The organism is Natrarchaeobaculum aegyptiacum (assembly GCF_002156705.1).
In the GTDB taxonomy this organism is placed as follows: Archaea; Halobacteriota; Halobacteria; order Halobacteriales; family Natrialbaceae; genus Natrarchaeobaculum; species Natrarchaeobaculum aegyptiacum.
Genome location: NZ_CP019893.1, coordinates 1,685,990 through 1,704,445 on the forward strand (window position 1 = coordinate 1,685,990; position 18,456 = coordinate 1,704,445).

General features: G+C 66.0%; 20 protein-coding genes. 9 read left to right on the forward strand and 11 right to left on the reverse strand.

Annotated features, from left to right (window positions below; all coding sequences use genetic code 11):
* Positions 1 to 54: 54 nt before the first annotated feature.
* A complete protein-coding gene (locus B1756_RS08340; RefSeq protein ID WP_086888125.1) occupies positions 55 to 300 on the forward strand; it encodes a ferredoxin in 246 nt (81 codons plus the stop codon).
* A 20-nt stretch (positions 301 to 320) separates the two neighbouring features.
* On the opposite strand, the gene B1756_RS08345 is transcribed toward B1756_RS08340, so the two are convergent.
* Complete coding sequence (locus tag B1756_RS08345) at positions 321 to 974, reverse strand: helix-turn-helix domain-containing protein (protein WP_086888126.1); 654 nt, start codon at positions 972 to 974, stop codon at positions 321 to 323.
* 82 nt (positions 975 to 1,056) lie between these two features.
* Between B1756_RS08345 and B1756_RS08350 the strand changes: the two genes are divergently transcribed.
* Entirely contained in the window at positions 1,057 to 2,484 is a 1,428-nt protein-coding gene (locus B1756_RS08350) for a cytochrome P450 (RefSeq protein WP_086888127.1), read from the forward strand.
* A 119-nt stretch (positions 2,485 to 2,603) separates the two neighbouring features.
* On the opposite strand, the gene mdh is transcribed toward B1756_RS08350, so the two are convergent.
* A complete protein-coding gene (gene mdh / locus B1756_RS08355; protein ID WP_086888128.1) occupies positions 2,604 to 3,518 on the reverse strand; it encodes a malate dehydrogenase in 915 nt (304 codons plus the stop codon).
* 167 nt (positions 3,519 to 3,685) lie between these two features.
* On the opposite strand from mdh, the gene B1756_RS08360 reads away from it, so the two are divergent.
* The 3 genes from B1756_RS08360 (at position 3,686) to B1756_RS08370 (ending at position 5,592) form a co-directional block, all read left to right on the forward strand.
* Complete coding sequence (locus B1756_RS08360) at positions 3,686 to 4,150, forward strand: TIGR00725 family protein (RefSeq protein WP_086888129.1); 465 nt, start codon at positions 3,686 to 3,688, stop codon at positions 4,148 to 4,150.
* 87 nt (positions 4,151 to 4,237) lie between these two features.
* Entirely contained in the window at positions 4,238 to 4,804 is a 567-nt protein-coding gene (locus tag B1756_RS08365) for a hypothetical protein (RefSeq protein ID WP_086888130.1), read from the forward strand.
* Positions 4,805 to 4,836: 32 nt separating this feature from the next.
* Positions 4,837 to 5,592: an Sjogren's syndrome/scleroderma autoantigen 1 family protein gene (locus B1756_RS08370; RefSeq protein ID WP_086890102.1), complete on the forward strand. Its 756-nt coding sequence runs from the start codon at positions 4,837 to 4,839 to the stop codon at positions 5,590 to 5,592.
* A gap of 24 nt (positions 5,593 to 5,616) precedes the next feature.
* Here B1756_RS08370 and B1756_RS08375 read toward each other — a convergent pair whose 3' ends face one another.
* From B1756_RS08375 to B1756_RS08385, 3 genes are all read right to left on the reverse strand, one after another.
* On the reverse strand, positions 5,617 to 6,039 hold the full coding sequence (locus B1756_RS08375) for a thiol-disulfide oxidoreductase DCC family protein (RefSeq protein ID WP_086888131.1): 423 nt from the start codon (positions 6,037 to 6,039) through the stop codon (positions 5,617 to 5,619).
* A 102-nt stretch (positions 6,040 to 6,141) separates the two neighbouring features.
* Positions 6,142 to 7,755 carry an HTTM domain-containing protein gene (locus B1756_RS08380; protein ID WP_086888132.1) on the reverse strand — a complete coding sequence of 538 codons (1,614 nt, stop codon included), beginning with the start codon at positions 7,753 to 7,755 and terminating at the stop codon, positions 6,142 to 6,144.
* Between the two features lie 276 nt (positions 7,756 to 8,031).
* Positions 8,032 to 10,560, reverse strand: coding sequence for a DEAD/DEAH box helicase (locus tag B1756_RS08385; protein ID WP_086888133.1), 2,529 nt, complete (start codon positions 10,558 to 10,560; stop codon positions 8,032 to 8,034).
* A gap of 152 nt (positions 10,561 to 10,712) precedes the next feature.
* Between B1756_RS08385 and B1756_RS08390 the strand changes: the two genes are divergently transcribed.
* Positions 10,713 to 11,306, forward strand: a complete 594-nt coding sequence (locus tag B1756_RS08390; RefSeq protein WP_086888134.1) for a flavin reductase family protein — start codon at positions 10,713 to 10,715, stop codon at positions 11,304 to 11,306.
* 146 nt (positions 11,307 to 11,452) lie between these two features.
* Positions 11,453 to 11,953 carry a TspO/MBR family protein gene (locus B1756_RS08395; RefSeq protein WP_086888135.1) on the forward strand — a complete coding sequence of 167 codons (501 nt, stop codon included), beginning with the start codon at positions 11,453 to 11,455 and terminating at the stop codon, positions 11,951 to 11,953.
* A 15-nt stretch (positions 11,954 to 11,968) separates the two neighbouring features.
* On the opposite strand, the gene B1756_RS08400 is transcribed toward B1756_RS08395, so the two are convergent.
* The 3 genes from B1756_RS08400 to B1756_RS08410 all read right to left on the reverse strand — a co-directional run bounded on the left by B1756_RS08400 (position 11,969) and on the right by B1756_RS08410 (position 14,753).
* Positions 11,969 to 12,973: a DUF6176 family protein gene (locus tag B1756_RS08400; protein WP_086888136.1), complete on the reverse strand. Its 1,005-nt coding sequence runs from the start codon at positions 12,971 to 12,973 to the stop codon at positions 11,969 to 11,971.
* A gap of 81 nt (positions 12,974 to 13,054) precedes the next feature.
* Positions 13,055 to 13,645, reverse strand: coding sequence for a dolichol kinase (locus tag B1756_RS08405; RefSeq protein ID WP_086888137.1), 591 nt, complete (start codon positions 13,643 to 13,645; stop codon positions 13,055 to 13,057).
* Between the two features lie 106 nt (positions 13,646 to 13,751).
* Complete coding sequence (locus B1756_RS08410; RefSeq protein WP_086888138.1) at positions 13,752 to 14,753, reverse strand: bile acid:sodium symporter family protein; 1,002 nt, start codon at positions 14,751 to 14,753, stop codon at positions 13,752 to 13,754.
* 158 nt (positions 14,754 to 14,911) lie between these two features.
* Here B1756_RS08410 and B1756_RS08415 point away from each other — a divergent pair, with 158 nt between their 5' ends.
* Positions 14,912 to 16,096, forward strand: a complete 1,185-nt coding sequence (locus B1756_RS08415; RefSeq protein WP_086888139.1) for an inorganic phosphate transporter — start codon at positions 14,912 to 14,914, stop codon at positions 16,094 to 16,096.
* Between the two features lie 63 nt (positions 16,097 to 16,159).
* Entirely contained in the window at positions 16,160 to 16,588 is a 429-nt protein-coding gene (locus B1756_RS08420; protein ID WP_086888140.1) for a universal stress protein, read from the forward strand.
* 33 nt (positions 16,589 to 16,621) lie between these two features.
* Here B1756_RS08420 and B1756_RS08425 read toward each other — a convergent pair whose 3' ends face one another.
* The 3 genes from B1756_RS08425 to B1756_RS08435 all read right to left on the reverse strand — a co-directional run bounded on the left by B1756_RS08425 (position 16,622) and on the right by B1756_RS08435 (position 18,451).
* Complete coding sequence (locus B1756_RS08425) at positions 16,622 to 17,482, reverse strand: hypothetical protein (protein ID WP_186336520.1); 861 nt, start codon at positions 17,480 to 17,482, stop codon at positions 16,622 to 16,624.
* Between the two features lie 227 nt (positions 17,483 to 17,709).
* On the reverse strand, positions 17,710 to 18,177 hold the full coding sequence (locus tag B1756_RS08430) for a type II toxin-antitoxin system VapC family toxin (protein WP_086888141.1): 468 nt from the start codon (positions 18,175 to 18,177) through the stop codon (positions 17,710 to 17,712).
* A complete protein-coding gene (locus B1756_RS08435; protein ID WP_086888142.1) occupies positions 18,170 to 18,451 on the reverse strand; it encodes an AbrB/MazE/SpoVT family DNA-binding domain-containing protein in 282 nt (93 codons plus the stop codon). Before B1756_RS08435 ends, B1756_RS08430 begins: the two co-directional genes overlap by 8 nt.
* Positions 18,452 to 18,456: the final 5 nt, after the last annotated feature.

Sequence of the window (18,456 nt, forward strand, 5' to 3'; positions counted from 1 at the left end):
CCGTCGAGGCTCCGGACCACTAACGATTTAGGCCGATCACCCGAACCCTCGAGTATGAAAGTCGAATACGACGAGGACACCTGTATCGGAATGTTCCAGTGTGTCGCCGAGTGGGACGCCTTCACGGAGGACAAGAATCGAGGGAAAGCCGTCCTCGAGGACGCAGAAGAGGTCGAAGACGGCGTCTTCGTCCGCGAGGTGCCAGAAGACGCGGAACTCGACGCGAAGTTCGCCGCCCGGACCTGTCCGGTCGATGCGATCACAGTCTACGACGACGACGGCGAACAGTTGATTCCCTGAGACGGTCCGTTCTCCTCGAGTCACCGAGCGACGGCCGCCTCCACGAGCGCCGCCTGTGCCGACCGCAGCAGCGTCGACGCCGCGCTCTCTGAACACCCAAGCTCGTCGGCGACCGCCGCCAGCGATCCCGTCCTCGGCACGTCGAAGTACCCCAGTTCGTGGCCGACCTCGAGCGCCTCGAACTGTCTGGCGGTGAGTCGGCCCGCAAGCGACTCCGACCGGCGCTGGTGTTCGCTGACGCGTTTCACCTCGACGTCGACGCCCTCGGGGAAGCGCTCGAGGACTGCTGCCATCGCGTCGGATTCGCCGAGCACGGTGGCGTGGACGTTCTCCCGGCCCGTGTAGACGATCGGCGGGACGATCACGAGTCCGGGAACGTCGAAGGCGTCGAACAGGGCGACGTCGGTCTCCCGGAGGTCCATCTCGGCGTAGCCGTAGCAGGTGTCCTCGTCGACGGGCATCAGGTCGTACCGGTGGACGTACTCGAGGTCCGTGGCCAGTTCGCCGAGGGCCTCGCGATCGCCGACGAACAGCGAGAGGAAACGGACGACGCGTTTCTCGTGATCGACTTCCCAGGAGAGCAGTTCCTCGCGCCGGAACGACTCGAGGACCGCATCGGAGGCTGGCGACTGCATCGACGGCGGCAGCCGAAGGGTGAGGTCGGCGGATTGCACGAGGTGCTGTTCGACCGATCTACATAAAGAAGTTCACTGCTTCGGGAAACCAGCGACAATTGTAGGGGTCGAAGCGAGACGTATGAGTCAACTACGACCGAGCGCGAGCGAATCATCGTCGGCGACCGAGGCCGTATCCGGGGAGACGACCGACGCGAGGGTGGTGCCGACGACCGCGCTGCCCGGTCCGCGCGGGTTCCCCATCCTCGAGAGTACGGTCTCGTTCGCCCGCGACCCGCTCGCGTTCCTCGAGTCCGCTCGCGAGTACGGCGACCTGGCGCGGTACGAGGCCTTCGGCCGCGAGTTCGTCGTCGTCTCCGACCCGGGTCTCGTCGAGCAGGTGCTGGTCTCCCGGAGCGACGAGTTCTGGCGCGGGACGTTCGAGGACGAGTTCGGCGATCAGGTCGGCCTCGAGGGGGTGTTCTTCGCGACGGGCGACCAGTGGCGTCGCCAGCGGCTACTCTTGCAACAGGCGTTTACACCGGCCCGGATCGACTCCTACGCCGACGACATGGTCTCAGAGACAGTGCGGACCATCGAGCACTGGGACGACGGTGCCGTCGTCGACGTGAACGCCGCGTTCTCGGCGCTGACGCTCCGGGCGCTCTCGCGGTCGCTGTTCGACCTGTCACTCGACGACGCCCGCGCGGAACACGTCAGGCGCTGGGTCGAGGCCATGGCTTCCGTCATCGAGACCGACATGTTCGGCGTCCGGGCCGTACTCCCGTCGTGGGTTCCGAGCCGGTCCGAGCGGGAGTACCAGCGGGCGAAAACTGCGGTCGATTCACTGGTTCGTGACCTGCTCGAGGACCGCCGCGATGGCGACGGTGACGACCTGTTCTCGCTGCTCGCCACTGCCGAGTACCCCGACGGCTCGCGGCCGTCGGCCGGGGAGATCACCGACCAGCTACTGACGTTCCTGCTCGCTGGTCACGAGACGACCGCGACCGCGCTCACGTACGCCTGCTGGTTCCTCGCGGGTGACGACGCCGCACGCGACAGCCTCGCGGCGGAGGTCGAGGCCGTCTGTGGCGACCGGGACCCGCGACTCGAGGACCTGCCCGAACTGGCGGTCACCGAGGCAATCGGTCGCGAGGCGCTGCGGCTCTACCCGCCGTTGCCGTTTCTCCACCGAGAACCGCACGAGCCGACGGCCCTCGGTGGGGTCTGGCTCACACCGGAGACGACCGTCCAGCTGAACATGTACGGCATCCACCGCGACGACCGGTGGTGGGCCGACCCCGAAGCCTTTCGCCCGGGACGCTGGCTCGAGGACGGCGATGACCGTCCCACGCTCGAGGACGACACAGATCGCCCCGAGTACGCCTACTTCCCGTTCGGTGGCGGTCCCCGCCACTGCATCGGGATGCGCTTTGCGATGACCGAACTGCAACTGACGCTGGCGACGCTCGCCCGGCGGGTCGACGTAGAGCGGGTGACGACGTCGCTCGAGCCGTCGCTCGCGGTGTCACTGGATCCGGGGCCAGTCGAGATGCGGGTGCAGCGCTGACGCGGCCGCTGGTCGCGCGGATCGCTCCCGGTGTCGCGTCGGTGTCGGTGACGTGGCCCCACCCCCGTGGTCGGCGACGAAAACGTGAAGTCGGAATCGCGTCGAACCGCGTGGCGAGTTTACGAGATCTTCTCGTACTGGTCTGCGAGCTTCTCTGCAGCCTCGCCGAGCTGGTCGCGCTCGAACTCGGTGAGGTCCCAGTCGACGATCTCTTCGATGCCGTTCGAACCGAGCTTGCACGGGACGCCGAAGGCGGTGTCCTCGTGGCCGTACTCGCCCTCGAGTTTGACGCTGCAGGGGAGCACTTCGCCGGTGTCCCGGAGGATGGCCTCGACGGTGTGGGCGACGCCCGTCGCGGGGCCCCACTGGGTCGCGCCTTTCTTCTCGATGACGTTCATCGCGGAGGTCTGGAGCTCTTCGAGGAGTTCCTCTTTCTCCTCGTCGGAAAAGTCGAGGTCCTGACCGTCGACGCGGACTTTCGAGAAGACGGGGACCTGTGCGTCGCCGTGTTCGCCGAGGATGGTCGCCTCGACGTTCTGGACGGGTGCGTCGTAGCGCTGGGCGATGACGTAGCGGAAGCGCGCGGAGTCGAGGCGGCCGCCGAAGCCGACCACTTTCTCGCGGGCGCGGTCGCCGGTCTCGTAGAGGTGGCGGTTCAACAGGTCGACCGGGTTCGAGGTGGTGACGGTGACGAAGTCGTCGTTGTACTCGGCGATCGACGAGCCGATGTCCTCCATGATCGGCGCGTTGTCGCCGGCGAGGTCGATGCGGGTCTGACCCGGCTGGCGCGGGATACCCGCGGTGATGACGACGACGTCCGATCCTTCGGTGTCCTCGTAGCCGCCCTGACGGACCGTCGTGTTCGAGTCGTAGGCCGCACCGTGGTTGGTATCGGCGGCCTGCCCGATCGTGGTGTCTTCCTGGTCTGGAATGTCCACGAAGACGAGCTCGTCTGCGATGTCCCGAAGCGCGATGTTGTAGCCTGCGGCGGCCCCGACCGTTCCGGCCGCGCCGACCACGCTAACTTTCGTCATACCACGTAATCCTCGGCCTGCCCCCGCGTTAAATCCGTCGGATTGCCTACGCAGGCCTGAATATGACGATATCCGGTACGTCGATCGTCGACACTTCCCGCCGCACAGCTGCCACACCGTTGCCGGCTACCGAACGAACGATGTGACCGGGCCGCACGCTCTCGCGTATGGGACACCGCGTCAGCGTCATCGGCGGCGGGACGATCACCGACGAGCAAACCGACCTCGCGACCGCACTCGGGCGAGAACTCGGCGCTCGAGGCCACACCGTCGTCTGCGGCGGCCGCGGCGGCGCGATGGAAGCCGTCTGTCGTGGCGCGACCGACGCCGGCGGCGCGACGATCGGCATCCTCCCGGGCGAGCGCCGCGACGCCGCGAACCCGTTCGTCGACACCGTGATCGTCACCGGCCTCGGCCACGCCCGGAACGCCCTCGTGCCGATGAACGGCGACGCCGTCATCGCCCTTCCGGGTGCCCACGGTACGCGCACCGAACTCGGCTTCGCCGGCATCTACGACCGTCCGGTCGTCGGCCTCGAGACTGCCGACGTCCCGGGCTTCGACCTCGAGTACGTCCAGTCGGTCGAGACGCCCAGAGCCGCCGTCGACGCCGTCGAGGCCGCCCTCGAGTGAGAGACGGGACCTCGCCGGACTTTATCACGACACGTCTGGAAAATATCGCGTCAGAACTATTTTGTACTACTGCAGATAGAACACGATATGAATAGACGGGAGTTCGTTCGCGTGGGGCTCGGTACCGGTTTCTGTGCCGGGCTCAGCACTCCTGCAGGGTGTCTGGACGCTGCCCGCGGACTCTCGTGGGGGACTGGCGTCGGCTCGTTACACGCTCCCGGCGCGATCCGGATCGGCGACCGTGACCCGACCGACGGCCACGGCGTCGCCGCCCTGTTGCTCGAGGACCCCGGCTCCGAAATCTCCGCTGACGCCGATCTGGCGGTTCTCGGGGCAATCGCCGGGACCAACTGGGACGAGCACGCGCTGGTGGTCGCCCAGATCAGTCGCCCGCTCGAGGCGGCCTCCAGGGTGGACTTCGGACCTGCTGAACCCGAGCGGTCCGGTCTCCGTGGGCTGGCCGTCGACGCGGACGTGCGCCCCTGGCACGAGACTCCGGCCGACCTCACAGACGCCGACCGACTCGAGTACACGGCCGTCAGGCGCGTCGACCGCCCCCGCGGGCTCGTCCCGCAGACGGCGACGATCACCCTCCACGATCTCGACGGCGACCCGACCGGGCGGCTCGAGGCGAGCGCTGACGACCTGTCGTAGCTTTTTCGACGACGGAGTACGTCCAGATGGGTATGAGCGAGCGCGACGGGTCCGACGACGCCGGTGACGGCGACAGCGGGATCGACAAGGAGGCCCTGCGGGAGGAACTGCGCGAGAAGTACGAACGCGACGAGCGCGAGCGCGAGTCGACCAGACGGATGAGCGACCTCCTGCTCAAGGGTGCGACGATGACGAACGCCCACTGCGGAACCTGTGGCGATCCGCTGTTCACGCAGAACGGTACGACGTTCTGTCCGAGTTGCCACGGTGGCCCGGAGGGCGTCGATGGGCCGGACCTCGAGGGTGAGTCAGACGCGACGACGGCCGGAACGGACGAGCCGGCTGCAGGTACCGACCGTTCCGAGACGGGGGCCTCTCACGACCGGCCAGCCGAGACGGAGCGGATGGCGTCCGGAGACGAGGGGGTCGACACGTCCTCCACGCCGGCGTCGCCGAGTGAAACTGCCGATTCCGGCTCTGTAGCGACTGGAAGCACGGACGACGACGCGGAACTGACCCTCGGCACTGACCGCATCGCTTCCGGCACCCATCGATCAGCCGACTCGTCGACACCTGACCGGGATCCGACGGGACGAACGCCCGACCGACGGGTGGACGACCGCCCACCGGCACGCCCAGACGACACTCTCGCGAGCGCTCGCGCCAACCTCGAGCGCGCCCTCGAGAAGTTCGCCGCGGAAGCTGCGGCCGCGGACGATCCCCGCTACGCCCGCGACTGTCTCGCGGCCGCTCGCGAGGCAGGCGAGGCGCTCGAGACGGTGCGCTGAAGCGAATCTGAGTACCGGTCCCCGTCAGTCCAGAAACCGCGACTGAACGTCCTCGGTCGGCATCATACACTGGTCTTTCTGGCCGAAGATGCGATAGCGGTTGGCCGCGACGACGTCGTAGCCCCAGTCTCTGAGCCGTCGCGGGAGGAAGCGAAGCGGACGGGCCAGCGCGTAGACGCCGCCGAGGATGGCCGCGATCCGGATCACCGCCCCGGACTTGACGTAGACCTTCTTGCCTTCGATCAGGACGATCGAATCCAGGTCGTGGTCATCGAGGCCGTGTTCGGCGAGCAGGTGCTCGCCTACCTCGGACTGTAACGACGCGAAGTGAAACCGTCCTGCCGGATCTCGAGGGATCAAAAACTGCACGAACCCGGTGCAGAGGTTACAGACGCCGTCGAAGAGGACGATCGGGTCGTCGGCCGGGATCTCGAGTTCCTCGCCCATCTGATACCTGTGATATGGGTCGGGCGTAATTCAGCGTTCCGGTCACTCGCCACCGTCACTCGGGGTCCATCGACGCGTTCCGGTCACGTCTCCGCTCGAGCGTCACTCGTCGTCCGGTGGCGGCTGGATCTCTCCCGGCTCGGTATCGCCGCAGCCGTGCCGGTAGAGGAGCCTCGTACTGGTATCCCGATCTTCGGGCGTCGTAATGCTGTCCATGGTGATGTCTTCCATGACGTCGTACATGTTGACCCGCTCGAGTTCGACGTCGTGTTCCTCCGCCCAGGTGGTGCAGTAGTATTCGGCGAGTTCGATGTGCGCGCCGTTCTGGCGGTCGTCGGAGGCGTGCCGGCGGACGCTGTTCATGTAGAACCGTTCGCGATAGGTGTCGTACTGGAGCTGTAGCTCCTCGTCGGGACGGTCGTAGGTCAACGGTCGTTCGTTGTAGACGTCGATCCGATCGCCGTCGGCCGTCTCGGCCGGGAAGACGTAGTACCGGTCCGTCGTCCGCGGCGTCGGCGCGAAGACGGTCCACGGTGGCTGATCGACGTTCAGCTTCCCCATCGTCTCGTCGGCGTGGTCCGCGGTCGTCTCCGCCGGTCCAAAATTACCGACCGGCGTGTGCGTCACGAGCGCCACGAGGATCGTCGCGATGACGACCAGCGCCAGCCCGACGGTGTAGACGCTCGACTTCACTGTACGGTAGCGCTCGTCGTCGACCTCGAGTCGCGGGACGACCGCTGCAACGCTTTCGAGCCGCGAGAGCCGATCCAGGAGTCGAACGCGGAGGTGGTCGATCCCGAGGCGCTCGAGGACGCGTTTCCCGTCGTCCCAGAACTGTGCCTGCAGGAAGAGGATCAGCGCTGCCATCGCGACGAACGCGAACGCGCCGATCCGGACGGTGATGGCGAACGAGAAGTGCCCGATCAGGAACATCCCGACCAGCGCCATCCGCGGGCGGCCGACCAGCAGGATGAGCAGTGGCGAGAGCAAGAGCATGTAGAACCAGGCCAGCCCGCCGAGCTGGAGCAACGTGGGGAACTCCCGGATGTACTCCGCGAGCAGGAACGTCATGTCGTCCAGCCCGAGCACTTTCGGGGCGGCCTCGCCGGTGAGCCAGAGCTCGTCCTGGGTCTTGTGATAGCCGTTGAGGAAGTACATGTAGACCATCTGACCAAGGATGAGCGCCGAGGCGACGCCCGAAACCGACGCCCGGGAGGCGCGATCACGGTGGACGGCGTCGATCGACCACCGTTCGCCGAGCGGGAGGAAGATCGCCCAGAACAGCATCAGCCGGTAGAGGACGTCCGCGTAGCTCGTCACCGCCGGGTTGTGAAAGTCAGTCGAGATGACGAACAGGAACGCGGCGATCGTCGCGAATCGAGTCTTGTACCCGAGTATCAACGGGATCGCCACCAGCGCCTGCAGGACGAACAGCCCGGCGATCAGCGTCGGATCGGAGGTCAAAAAGAAGACCGAGAACGCGTTGTCGGGCGTCATCTCCATCGCCAGCGACTGGGGCATCACGCCGTCGTCGGTGTAGTAGAACGAGAAGTTTCGACTTCGAAGGAACACGTCGGCGAGCAACAGCAAGCCGAAGAACACGCGAAAGACCGCGAGCGACCGGGTATCGATACGGACGCAGTCGCGAGCGTTCCGGCCGATCCGCTCGAGCGTGGGCGAGCTGGCGGCCGCGGGGAGGGACACGTCAGGTTTCATTGTACGACCTGCTGGCACCGAGTCGGCCGTCCGTCAGTGCGACGACGGCCCGAGAGCTCGCCACACGTGCCCGCTCGTGGGTCACCGTCATGTTTCGACCCACGCTTGAACCCGTCAAATGACGGGTTCGGGGGGCTGGGGCCTCGAGCGTGGCGGTTACCGTACTGTCTCTCGAGTAGTCCCGAGCGACGTTACAAGTATTTTCTGTTCACGTCGCCGACAGTCGATCCGGACGACGACGCCGTCTCGACCCGCCAGTCGGTCACGCCGACCTGATCATCCGGGCCCGGTGTACTCGCTCGCGGTCACTTCGCGGATCCGCTCTGCGGTCACCTGGCCGACGCCCTCGGCGTCCTGTAACTCGTCTTCGCTCGCCGTCATCACCGCTTCGACGGTGCCGAACTCCTCGAGCAGCGCCCGCGCGGTAACGGGCCCGATCTCGGCGATGGATGAGACGACGTACTCCTGTTGTTCGCCGAGGGTCTTGGCCTGCTTCTCGCCGTGGACGGACACTTCACGACTCGAGAGCGTCTGTTCGCGGTCGGCGACGACGGCGAGTAGCTCCCTCGTATCGTCTTCGCCCTCGGTTCGCAGCACGCTCGCCCCGAAGTCGACGGCCAGACTCGAGAGTGCGCCGCGGATAGCGTTCGGGTGGATGTCCCGCTGTTCGTAGAGCCCCTCACCCTCGACGATCACGACGGGACGGGAGTAGTGGCGAGCCATCGCGCCCACCTGCTCGAAGACCGAGCGGTCGCCGCCGACGAGCGAGTCGACGAAGTCCGCGACTGACTTGCGCTCGACGACGACGCGATCTGACAGGACGTAGTCGCCGACCGAGAGCGTCTCGAGCCGGATCTCGACCTCGTCGCGTCTCGAGAGGTCGCGGGCGATGTTGGCGTCCATCTCGCGCTGGTCGGCGACGATCTGGACCGTCTCGCCGTCGGCGTGCGGGACCGGTGGTTCTGTCGCCGGTTCGGTTTCGGACCCCTCGTGGTGGTCGCCCTCGTCACCCGCTGGACCGTCGCCACCGCCACTGTCGGCTCCTCCTGAGTCGTCGGCACTCGAGGCCGCCTCGGCGGCGAAGTCTGCGAGGCCGGGCTGGCGCGCACCCCCTTCGTTTCGACTGGAGATCTCGCCGACTGCGTCGGGGTCGGTGCGGCTCTCGCTCGTGGCGGCTCCATCGTCGTGCCCGTAGTCGCGGTCACCGTCGCCGTCGAAATCCGACAGCGCCTGCTGGGAGTCGTCGAGTTCGTCCTCGAGCGTCTCGGCCATCCCTTTCAACTCCCTGAGTTCCGACTCCATCTCCTTCTCGCGCCGGCGTGAGATCCAGAAGTAGGCCTCGTCACGGGTGTCTTCGGCCATCAGGACGACGACGCGCCCCTCGGACTGGCGGCCGGTTCGGCCCTTGCGCTGGATCGAGCGAATCGCCGTCGGGACGGGTTCGTAGAACAGCACGAGGTCGACCTCGGGGACGTCAAGCCCCTCCTCGGCGACCGACGTCGAGACGAGAACCTCGAACTCGCCGGCCCGGAAGTCGTTCAGGACTTCCTGCTGTTGCGTCTGGGTCATCCCGTCGGAGCCCTCACGGTCGCCCTGCCCGACGAATCGCTTGGCCTCGAAACTCTCCGAGAGGAAGTCCGTCAGCGCCTCCGCGGTGTCCCGGGACTCGGTGAAGACGATCACTCGCTCGCCCCCCTCGAGTCCCAGCGTCTCGGCGAGCAGCATTCGCGTCTTGCGGTACTTGGGGTGTAACTTGTCGAAGTCCTCGGCGCGACGCATCGCCTCGCGCACTCGTGGATCACTCACGAGTCGCTGGCTGGCCTTCGAGGCACCCGAGGAGCGCGCCTGGTTGCGCTGGCGCTCGAAGTACCGCCGAAGGGCCTCGACGCTCTGGGTCTCGACCAGCGTGACCGCCTGCCGGAGCTTCATCACCTCGGCGTGGATCGACATCCCCTCGTACCCCTCCGACTGGTCGTTGTTCATCAGTTTCTGCAACTCCGCGCGCATTCGATTGAGGTCCTTCTGGGACTGGTCGGGCTGGGTCGAGGACGCCACGCCCAGTTCTTTTAGCTTCTCGAGACGCTCGCGGATTACCTCGTTCAGCGCGTCCCGGATCTCCATGACCTCGTCGGGGAGGTCGATGCGCTCCCACTCGACGTCGGTGTCGTGGGTGAACTCGGCGACGTCGGCGTCTTCCTCGGTCATCACCTCGACGTCGCGGATACCGAGGTTGTCACAGACCTCGAGGATGGCCTCCTCGTCACCACCCGGCGAGGCGCTCATCCCGGTCACGAGCGGGTCGCGGGCGTCGGCGTGGTAGCGTTCGGCGATGTAGTTGTAGGCGTAGTCGCCGGTCGCCCGATGACACTCGTCGAAGGTGCAGTGGGTGACGTCTGCGAGGGAAATCCGGCTCCCGACGAGGTCGTTCTCGATCACCTGTGGGGTGGCCATCACGACCGTGGCCTGTTCCCACGTCGCGGCGCGATCGTCGGGACTGACGTCGCCGGTAAACACGACGATCTCCTCGTCGGGTATCTGGAGGGCCTCGCGGTAGAAGTCGGCGTGTTGCTGGACGAGCGGTTTGGTGGGTGCGAGCATCAGTGCTTTGCCGCCGACCTCGTCGAGCCGGCGGGCGGTCACGAGCAGACTGACAGTCGTCTTGCCCAGCCCCGTCGGGAGACAGACGAGCGTGTGATCGTTTGCAGCCGTCCCCGCCAGCTGAAGCTGGTAGAGTCGCCGCTCGAGGAAGTTCGGCTCGAGCAGCGGGTGCTCGACAGAGGGGGGTCCCTCGTCCGTCGTAGCCATTGGCGGCGATTCGCCACCGCGCCGAATAAGGGTTCTTGTACCGCGGTGAAAGTGATAGCCGGGCCGCGGTCTGGTCGCGACCGCGGCCGGAAACCCGGCCGGATCGCCCGCCTCGCCAACCACTATCTCGCTCGAGCAGCAACCCCCGTTCGATGCCGACCTACGACGTCGACTCGCTCACGCCTCGCGACCTCGCCCGGATCGTCAAGTCCGCAGTCTCACCGCGGCCGATCGCCTGGGTCTCGACCACGAGTCCCGACGGCGTCGACAACCTCGCTCCCTTCAGTACCTACAACTACGTCTCCTCGACCGAGCCCGTGGTTCACTTCTCGACGCCCGCAGTCGAGGACGGCGAGCGCAAGGACACCCCACGGAACGCCCTCGAGACCGGAGAGTTCGCGGTCAACGTCGTCACCGCCGACCTGCTCGAGTCGATGGACCAGACGGCGGCCCCTCTCCCGCCCGACGAGAGCGAGTTCGACGCCGCCGGCCTCGAGCGTGCCCCCTGCGAGACGATCGACCCGCCGCGAGTCGCCGACGCCGTCGTCACCTTCGAGTGTACGCTCTACGACTCGATGGAAATCCGGAGCGGCTTCACGATCTTCGGCGACGTCGAGTACGTCCACGCCGACGAGTCGGTCCTCACCGACGGGAAGGTCGACGCGACGAAGATCGACACCGTCGGTCGCCTCGGCGGCCCCTTCTACTCGGTTTCGGACCCACTCGAGTTCGAGCGCCAGTTCTGAGGGCGTCGTGGTTTCTGGGATAGACCGATACAGCCGACCACGCATGGGCGGCTCGCACGGGCCCGTCGCCCGGTCGGGTTCGGCCACCTGCCGTGACGATGCTGGTCCAGCCCCGGACTCAAGCCCCTCGAGTCCCTACACGCACCATGAGCACGCCGACCAGCACCAGTCGACTTCCCGACCGCGACGCGCTGCCGTGGGCGGTCGCGTTCGTGATCCTCGTCAATCTCGTCGGCAGCGTTCCGGGCGTCCTCTCGAGTCCCGACAGCGCCTGGTTTCGCACGCTCGAGCAGCCGTGGTTCTACCCGCCGTCCATCGCGTTCCCGATCGCCTGGACGGCGCTGTTCACCCTGATGGGGGTCGCCCTCTGGCTCGTCTGGCGTCGCGATGCGTCCGGCCGCCGACTCGCGCTGGGCCTGTTCGTCGTCCAGATGGTGTTCAACGTCGCGTGGACGCCCGCGTTCTTCGCACTCGAGAACTTACTCGCCGGGCTGGTAGTCATCGTTCCCCTCTGGGTACTGATCGTCGCGACGATCCTCGCCTTCCGCCGGGTCGACTGGCGCGCGGCGGCGTTACTCGTTCCCTACCTCCTCTGGGTGACGTTCGCGACCGTGCTCAATTTCGAGCTGTGGCGGCTGAACGCTTGAGGTTCGGGGTCGAGATTAAAACTCCTCGAGACGCCGCGGTCGATCTGACGCGACTGCGTGTGCCAGACACTCGGCGTCCGTCTGGATCGGGTACTGCAGCACTCGCTCGGGCTGCTCGACCACCCGGCCAACCAGGAGTTCGGCACCGCGGGCGACGGGGTTCCAGGTGTCGTAGTACGCCTCGTAGACGTCCGCCATCTCCGCACACTCCATGTACTGCAGGAGATAGGTGCCGTCCGATCGGCGTTCGACGAAGATCGTCTCGGTGAACATCGCCTCACGCTCGAGCATCTCGGCGCTCCAGTCCTCGATCGGCCCGAGGTGCCAGTCGTCGACCACGACGCGCCGGGAGAGCCACTCGAGCCAGTCGGCGAGGCGTTCTCCCATCCCCGGTCGCAGCTTCATGCTCACGAGTGCGACGTCGACCGATTCGGCCTTCTGCGTCGACCCCGCTGACTCGACCGCCCCTGTCGATTCCGACCCGGTGACGATCAGTCGTCCCGCGTCGCCGTCTGTGCCCGGGACTGGCGCCGTCGACCGCGGCCGATCCGGATGAGCGGCGTGGATCGGCGGCTCTCGCGTCACGATTAGTTCGTCGCCCAGCGCCTCGTGTTCCAGCGGAAACGCCCGCTCGAGCCTCCCCACGGGGTCGTCGACGGCCGCGAGAACGGATCGCGGCACCTCGACGTACCACGCGAGCGACGACTCCTCACCCCCTCGATCGAGAAACAGCGACGCAGTCGCCGCTCTCTCGAGTCCGAGGAGTCGGTTTGCGTTCCGGTCGTCCTCGTCGTTGCGCCTCTCGAGGCTGGTACGAGCGGCCTTGCGAACGGCTTCGATCTGGCCTGGATCGATCCGACGGCGGAGGAGAAACGCCGTCGCGTGGCGTTCGGTCGCCGCCGGTTCCGTTCGGGCTCGCGACCTGCCCCGCGTCTTCGTCCAGCCGTACGCCGCCGCGCCGACGATCGCGCCGCAGAGCAGTCCGTACCCGAGCCATCGCCGCCGGGAGTGGGTCTTCATATCTGTCAGTTCGGCGCGTCGTTCGATCGACCTGATCCCGAATACTATCGCGAGCTTAAGAGGATAGTCGAGTACCGGAGATCAGACCGGCCCGAACTCGAGCGCCAGGAATGCCAGCGTCGCGGCGAAGATCGGGATCGTCAGGTTGTCGTCGACGATGAACTCGCGGTAGCGGAGAGTGACGCCGTCGGCGACCGTCGCGCCGACGGCTGCGGCCACGACCGCGAGCGGCGACGCCCAGAGGAACGGGGCGGCGAGGAGGGCGCTGACGACGAACATCGTCACGAGCACTGTCGGCCCCTTCACGGTCCGGAGCGAATCGTCCGAGACCGCGCCGCTAATCGGGTCGCCGATCGCGAGCATCAACATCGCTGGCAGGGCGATCTGGGGGTCGAACAGCACGACGACGACCGTCATGCTCACCATGTAGTAGCCGTAGCCGGCGAACTGGTCAGCCTCGTACTCGCGGGTAAGTTTCTCGTAGATCCACCACTCGAGGCCGACCCGGAGCCGGAGGAACTCGAGGCCGATCGCCCCCAGCGCGAGGGCAACCATCAGGAGTCGGAACAGGTCCCACGTGAGGCCGAGTTCGAGCCAGTCGGCGAGCAACCAGAGGGCGACCAGCCCGGAGCCGCTGGCGTGGACGAGCCGCCGTTTGAGTTCGTCGGCCATCAGATCACCCCTCGAAGGTCGTGACCTTCAGTCCGTCGGTAGTGCTCTCGATTCAGACTCGCCCACTTGCCCGCTCGCCGGTCGTCGGTTGTCGACCCTGCCCGCCTCAGTCGCCGGGCTGGCTCGCTGCCGGAGCATCCGTCGCTCGATCCGGAACCGCCGTGTTCGCGGCCGCGTTCGGCTCACTCGATGTGAGGGACTCGAGTCGGCCGACGAGCGTGCTGCTGACGATCTGCTGGGCGACGTGGAACGCCGTAATCGCGGCGACGATTGCGCCGCCGCCGAACACTGCGCCGACCATCACGGCGACGCTCATGTTCTTCATCGAACTCGCGAAGAGGACGGTGACACACTCCTCGCGTTCCATCCCGCGGGTGTACAGCGCGTAGGCGACCAGCCCGCTGAGACAGAGCGCGGCGACGGCGATGGTGGCGACGAACGCGAGCTGGATGGCCGAGACCGAGAGCGTCGAGCCGCCGACGGCGACGTAGATCAGCGCACCGAGCGTCGCGAGCGAAAACCCGTCGAGGTGCCGGTCGGAGACGGTTCCGTCGGGAACCAGATACGCGAGCGCGCCCGCCACGAGGACGATCACGCCGAGTTCGACGACGAGGTCGGTCGTGGAGAGGCCGATCGCCGAGTCACCGAAGGTGGCGATGAGCGTCGGCATCACGACCGGTGCGAGGATCATCGAGACGAGGACAGTGACGGTCGCGAGCAGCGTGTTACCGCCACCGAGGCGCGTCCAGATGATCGAACTCCCGGCGGCGAGCGGTGCCGAGAGGACGACGAGGACGCCGAGCAGCAGTTCGCCGGAGAGGACGACCGACGCGACCGGGTAGAGCACGACCGGGACGAGCAGGTAGAGACAGCCGAGCGAGACGAGCACGGGCGTCGAGAGGTCTCGTGCCGTCACTTCCTCGAGGCTGAGGCCGTAGAAGGCCGTAAAGACGAGGCCGGCGACGAGCGCCGGAATGAGTGGCTGCAAGGGTGCGGCGAGGTCCGGGGCCGAGACCCCGGCGAGCGTCGCCGCGATCACGACGAGTAGCGAGTGATGCGTCTTGAGGGCGGTCCGGAGTGTGGGAGGGACGTTCCATCTGGGGGCCATTCGTTGGACGATGTCGGCGAAAATTCGAGGTCTCACTCATAGGCCTTTCCACTCGCGTCGGGGCGGTCCGGAACCTGCCACCGTGCCGCCCGGAAACCGGTCACCGCGACGGGATCCCGTGATTATTTATCCGTCCACGCCGTTGGTGTGTCTGGACGATGGTGGAAACCCTGCTCGCGATTGGGATCGTCGCCTCGATATTCGTCGGATTCAACATCGGCGGGTCGTCTACCGGGATCACGTGGGGCCCGTCGGTCGGCGCAGGGATCGTCAAGAAGACGACAGCAGCGGCAGTGATGACCGTCTTCGTCTTTCTGGGCGGGATGACGGTCGGCCAGAACGTGATGCAGACGCTCAGTGCCGACATCATCACGATCGATCTCACGCTCTCGGCTGGCGTCGCCGTCCTCTTCTTCATCGGGCTCGGGATCCTCGTCGCCAACATCTTCGGCGTCCCGGTCCCGACGTCGATGACGACCGTCGGGGCGATCGCCGGGCTGGGACTGGCGTCGGGGACGCTCAACTACGCCACGATCGCCGGGATCATCTCGTGGTGGATCGTCACGCCGATCATCGGCTTCTGGATCGGCGGGATCATCGGCCGGTACATCTACCCGGCGGTTAACCGTCGCGTCACGATCGAGAAATCAGACGGGCCGTTGCTCGTCCTCGACCGGAGCGATTCGCTCCCGAAACCGGCACTCGGTCCGAACACGACCCTGACGGAACTCGGGACGACGGCCGTCGTCATCGTGATCGGCTGTTACATGGCCTTCAGCGCCGGCGCGAGTAACGTCCCGAACGCCGCTGCCCCACTGGTCGGCGGCGTTGACGGCCTCGAGGTGACCACCGCGGTCATCATTGCCACTGTTGCGATCGGCCTCGGCGGGTTCACCATCGCCCGTCGGACGATGGATTCGGTGGGCGGTGAGTTGAGCGACATTCCGCTGCTCGCCGCACTGTTCGTGATGGTGACTGCCTCGACGATCACGACCGCCCTCTCGTACATCGGTATCCCGATCAGCCTCGTGATGGCGACGGTGATGACGATCGTCGGCATCGGCTGGGGGCGGGCCACCCGCCCGATCACGGTCCGCGAGGCGGTCACCCGAGACAGCGACGTGGAAGACCGCGACATTCAACTGGGTGCGATCGTCGCCGAGGAGGAGGAAGGCGAGGACGCCCGCCCGATCGGCGAACCCGAACCCGAGGAGGTCCTTCAGGGAGCCGACCTGTTCAATCCCCGAGCGGTGATCAAGTACGTCTCGATGTGGGTCATCGGTCCGTCGATGTCGACGATCCTCGCCTACGGCTTCTTCATCGCTCTCCCGGGCGTCGTCTGATCGTCGTGACCTGATCGGTCGAGAGGACCGAGACTTAGGTGACTGGCTCCCGTCGGTCGAGACATGCTGTCTCGAATCCTCGTCCCGATGGACGACTCGGAGTACGCCGCCCGCGCCCTCGAGTACGCACTCGAGAATTTTCCAGAGGCCGAGATCACCGTCCTGCACGTCGTTGGCGTCCCCTCGATGATGATGGGCGAGGCGGTCGGTCTCGCACTCGAGGACGACCTCGACGAGGCCGCCGCCATTCTCGCTGAACCCGTCTTCGAACGGGCGCGTGAGACTGCCGCCGACTACGACCGGGGAATCGACACGGAGGTGGGTATCGGCCATCCCGCCCGGAACGTAATCGATCGAGCCGACGACTACGAGACGGTCGTGGTCGGTGCACACGGCGCAGACTGGGATCGGGCTACCCGGCGGTTCCTCGTCGGAAACGTCGCAGAAACGGTCTCGAAACGAGCGCCGATCCCCGTCGTGATCGTCCGGTAGGTCGGCTGGAGGCCTCGAGGGGCCGACCGCCGATCAGGCGTCCTCGTCTGTCTCCGCCGTCTCGTCGGCATCCGCTTGCTCTGCGGTCTGCTCGATCAGCTCCTCGACCTGATCCTCCCGCGGCCGGCGATCGATCCGCTCGTCGACGGCCTCGACCTGTTCCTGGACCGTCTCGAGTTGCTCGCCGACCGTTTCTTCGACGGACTGTTCGACGGTCTCGCCGACGGATTGCTCGACCGTCTCCTGGACGGTTTCTTCGACGGACTGTTCGACGGTCTCGCCGACGGATTGCTCGACCGTCTCCTGGACGGTTTCTTCGACGGACTGTTCGACGGTTTTCTCCACCGACTCTTCGACGGTCTCCTGGACCGTCTCTTCGACCGACTTCTCGACGGTTTCCTGAACAGATTGCTCGACCGTTTCCCCGACCGTCGCTTCGACGGATTGTTCGACCGTTTCGCCGACGGATTGCTCGACAGTCTCCTGTACGGACTGTTCGACGGTCTCGCCGACCGTCGCTTCGACTTGCTCGCCGACGGTTTCCTGAACGGTCGTTTCGACGGTCTCGCCGACCGTCGCTTCGACGGTCTCGCCAACCTGCGCCTGCACCGTCTTCTCCATCTCCTGTTCGACGGTCTCACCGACGGTTTCTTCGACAGACTGCTCGACCGTCTGGAGTTGCTCGCCGACGGACTCCTCGACCGCCTGTGTCATCCAGTCGGGATCGAACCGCGCCATCTTCCAGACGACGTGGAGCACGTACGCCGAAAAGACCCCCAGCGCGAACGCGATCCCGATCCCGAACTCGAGAGTCGCGATCAACACGATCGCGATGACGATCAGCGCGCCGTAGGCGAGGTCGACCGCCGCGTCGACGCGCGCGGGGTTCAGCATCGATCGCCTCCGGCCCGCTCGAGGCGTTCGGTCGACGGATACGGTTCGGTTGCATCACTGACCTCGCCACCGTCACGAACGCCGACGGCTACACCTCGCGATTCCCAGTCAGACGAGGAAGTCAACTCGAGTGGCATCTTTCGTCTCCGTGTTCACCACGCCCGCGGTTGAATCTGTTGCACCCGTCCCGTTCGAAGGGCTGCGTGATATCGACGTCGAGGGTCGAATCAGCGGCCGAGGAATCTGTTTAGCTTCTCAAATTCCGCTGACGAGAGGATGACCTCGGTAGCGAACGCGTCGAACCGCTCGAAGTCGTCGTCGATCGTCAACACCGTGTTCACTCCCTCCTCTATCGCAACCTGCGCATAATACCCATCCCACCCGTCGATATTCTCCGTGCGTGCGTTCTGGAGTCCACCGCTGACGACCGATTCTGGCATTCGGTCGTACCAGTGAATCCGTTTCGCGTCCATGAAATTCCGGAGGAGACGGGACGCCTCTTCGTTCGATTGCCCGTAGTACGTGGTGAGTACGGTATGCGCACCGAACAATGCAGGATACGGAACGACGGCGTCTATCTCACCGGCGACGCCGTCGCGGACGTACGAGAGTGCTGCATCACGAACCGGGGTCTCGGTATGTGCGAGAGCGATCACTCCGACGTCGAATAGATATGGACCGCCCGCATCACTCATCGCTTTGCTCTGCACCGCGTCGAACGGCTTCCCTGTGTTTCCGTGCGATCGGGTCGACGTCGTTCTCGAGCGTCGTCGTCTCCCCACGCCCGGGCGCCGTTTCTTCGACGAGGCGCTCCATGCGCTCGAGTATCCGTTCTGGGTCGTCTTCGGGCTCGACGACCGCTTTTCCATCTTCCTCGTGGACCTCGACTTCGGTTCCGGGCTCGATACCGAGCCGTTTTCGCACCTCCTGAGGGAGGACGATACGCCCCTTCGAATCGACGGTGACCATGTTCC

What these genes read in the sequence shown, in the direction of transcription:
- mdh (WP_086888128.1), bottom strand. Translation starts at nt 3,518, where the DNA reads ATGACGAAAGTTAGCGTGGTCGGCGCGGCCGGAACGGTCGGGGCCGCC.
- B1756_RS08360 (WP_086888129.1), top strand. Translation starts at nt 3,686, where the DNA reads ATGGGACACCGCGTCAGCGTCATCGGCGGCGGGACGATCACCGACGAG.
- B1756_RS08420 (WP_086888140.1), top strand. Translation starts at nt 16,160, where the DNA reads ATGCTGTCTCGAATCCTCGTCCCGATGGACGACTCGGAGTACGCCGCC.
- B1756_RS08370 (WP_086890102.1), top strand. Translation starts at nt 4,837, where the DNA reads ATGAGCGAGCGCGACGGGTCCGACGACGCCGGTGACGGCGACAGCGGG.
- B1756_RS08385 (WP_086888133.1), bottom strand. Translation starts at nt 10,560, where the DNA reads ATGGCTACGACGGACGAGGGACCCCCCTCTGTCGAGCACCCGCTGCTC.
- B1756_RS08375 (WP_086888131.1), bottom strand. Translation starts at nt 6,039, where the DNA reads ATGGGCGAGGAACTCGAGATCCCGGCCGACGACCCGATCGTCCTCTTC.
- B1756_RS08400 (WP_086888136.1), bottom strand. Translation starts at nt 12,973, where the DNA reads ATGAAGACCCACTCCCGGCGGCGATGGCTCGGGTACGGACTGCTCTGC.
- B1756_RS08405 (WP_086888137.1), bottom strand. Translation starts at nt 13,645, where the DNA reads ATGGCCGACGAACTCAAACGGCGGCTCGTCCACGCCAGCGGCTCCGGG.
- B1756_RS08410 (WP_086888138.1), bottom strand. Translation starts at nt 14,753, where the DNA reads ATGGCCCCCAGATGGAACGTCCCTCCCACACTCCGGACCGCCCTCAAG.
- B1756_RS08380 (WP_086888132.1), bottom strand. Translation starts at nt 7,755, where the DNA reads ATGAAACCTGACGTGTCCCTCCCCGCGGCCGCCAGCTCGCCCACGCTC.
- B1756_RS08430 (WP_086888141.1), bottom strand. Translation starts at nt 18,177, where the DNA reads ATGAGTGATGCGGGCGGTCCATATCTATTCGACGTCGGAGTGATCGCT.
- B1756_RS08395 (WP_086888135.1), top strand. Translation starts at nt 11,453, where the DNA reads ATGAGCACGCCGACCAGCACCAGTCGACTTCCCGACCGCGACGCGCTG.
- B1756_RS08435 (WP_086888142.1), bottom strand. Translation starts at nt 18,451, where the DNA reads ATGGTCACCGTCGATTCGAAGGGGCGTATCGTCCTCCCTCAGGAGGTG.
- B1756_RS08340 (WP_086888125.1), top strand. Translation starts at nt 55, where the DNA reads ATGAAAGTCGAATACGACGAGGACACCTGTATCGGAATGTTCCAGTGT.
- B1756_RS08415 (WP_086888139.1), top strand. Translation starts at nt 14,912, where the DNA reads ATGGTGGAAACCCTGCTCGCGATTGGGATCGTCGCCTCGATATTCGTC.
- B1756_RS08390 (WP_086888134.1), top strand. Translation starts at nt 10,713, where the DNA reads ATGCCGACCTACGACGTCGACTCGCTCACGCCTCGCGACCTCGCCCGG.
- B1756_RS08350 (WP_086888127.1), top strand. Translation starts at nt 1,057, where the DNA reads ATGAGTCAACTACGACCGAGCGCGAGCGAATCATCGTCGGCGACCGAG.
- B1756_RS08425 (WP_186336520.1), bottom strand. Translation starts at nt 17,482, where the DNA reads ATGCTGAACCCCGCGCGCGTCGACGCGGCGGTCGACCTCGCCTACGGC.
- B1756_RS08365 (WP_086888130.1), top strand. Translation starts at nt 4,238, where the DNA reads ATGAATAGACGGGAGTTCGTTCGCGTGGGGCTCGGTACCGGTTTCTGT.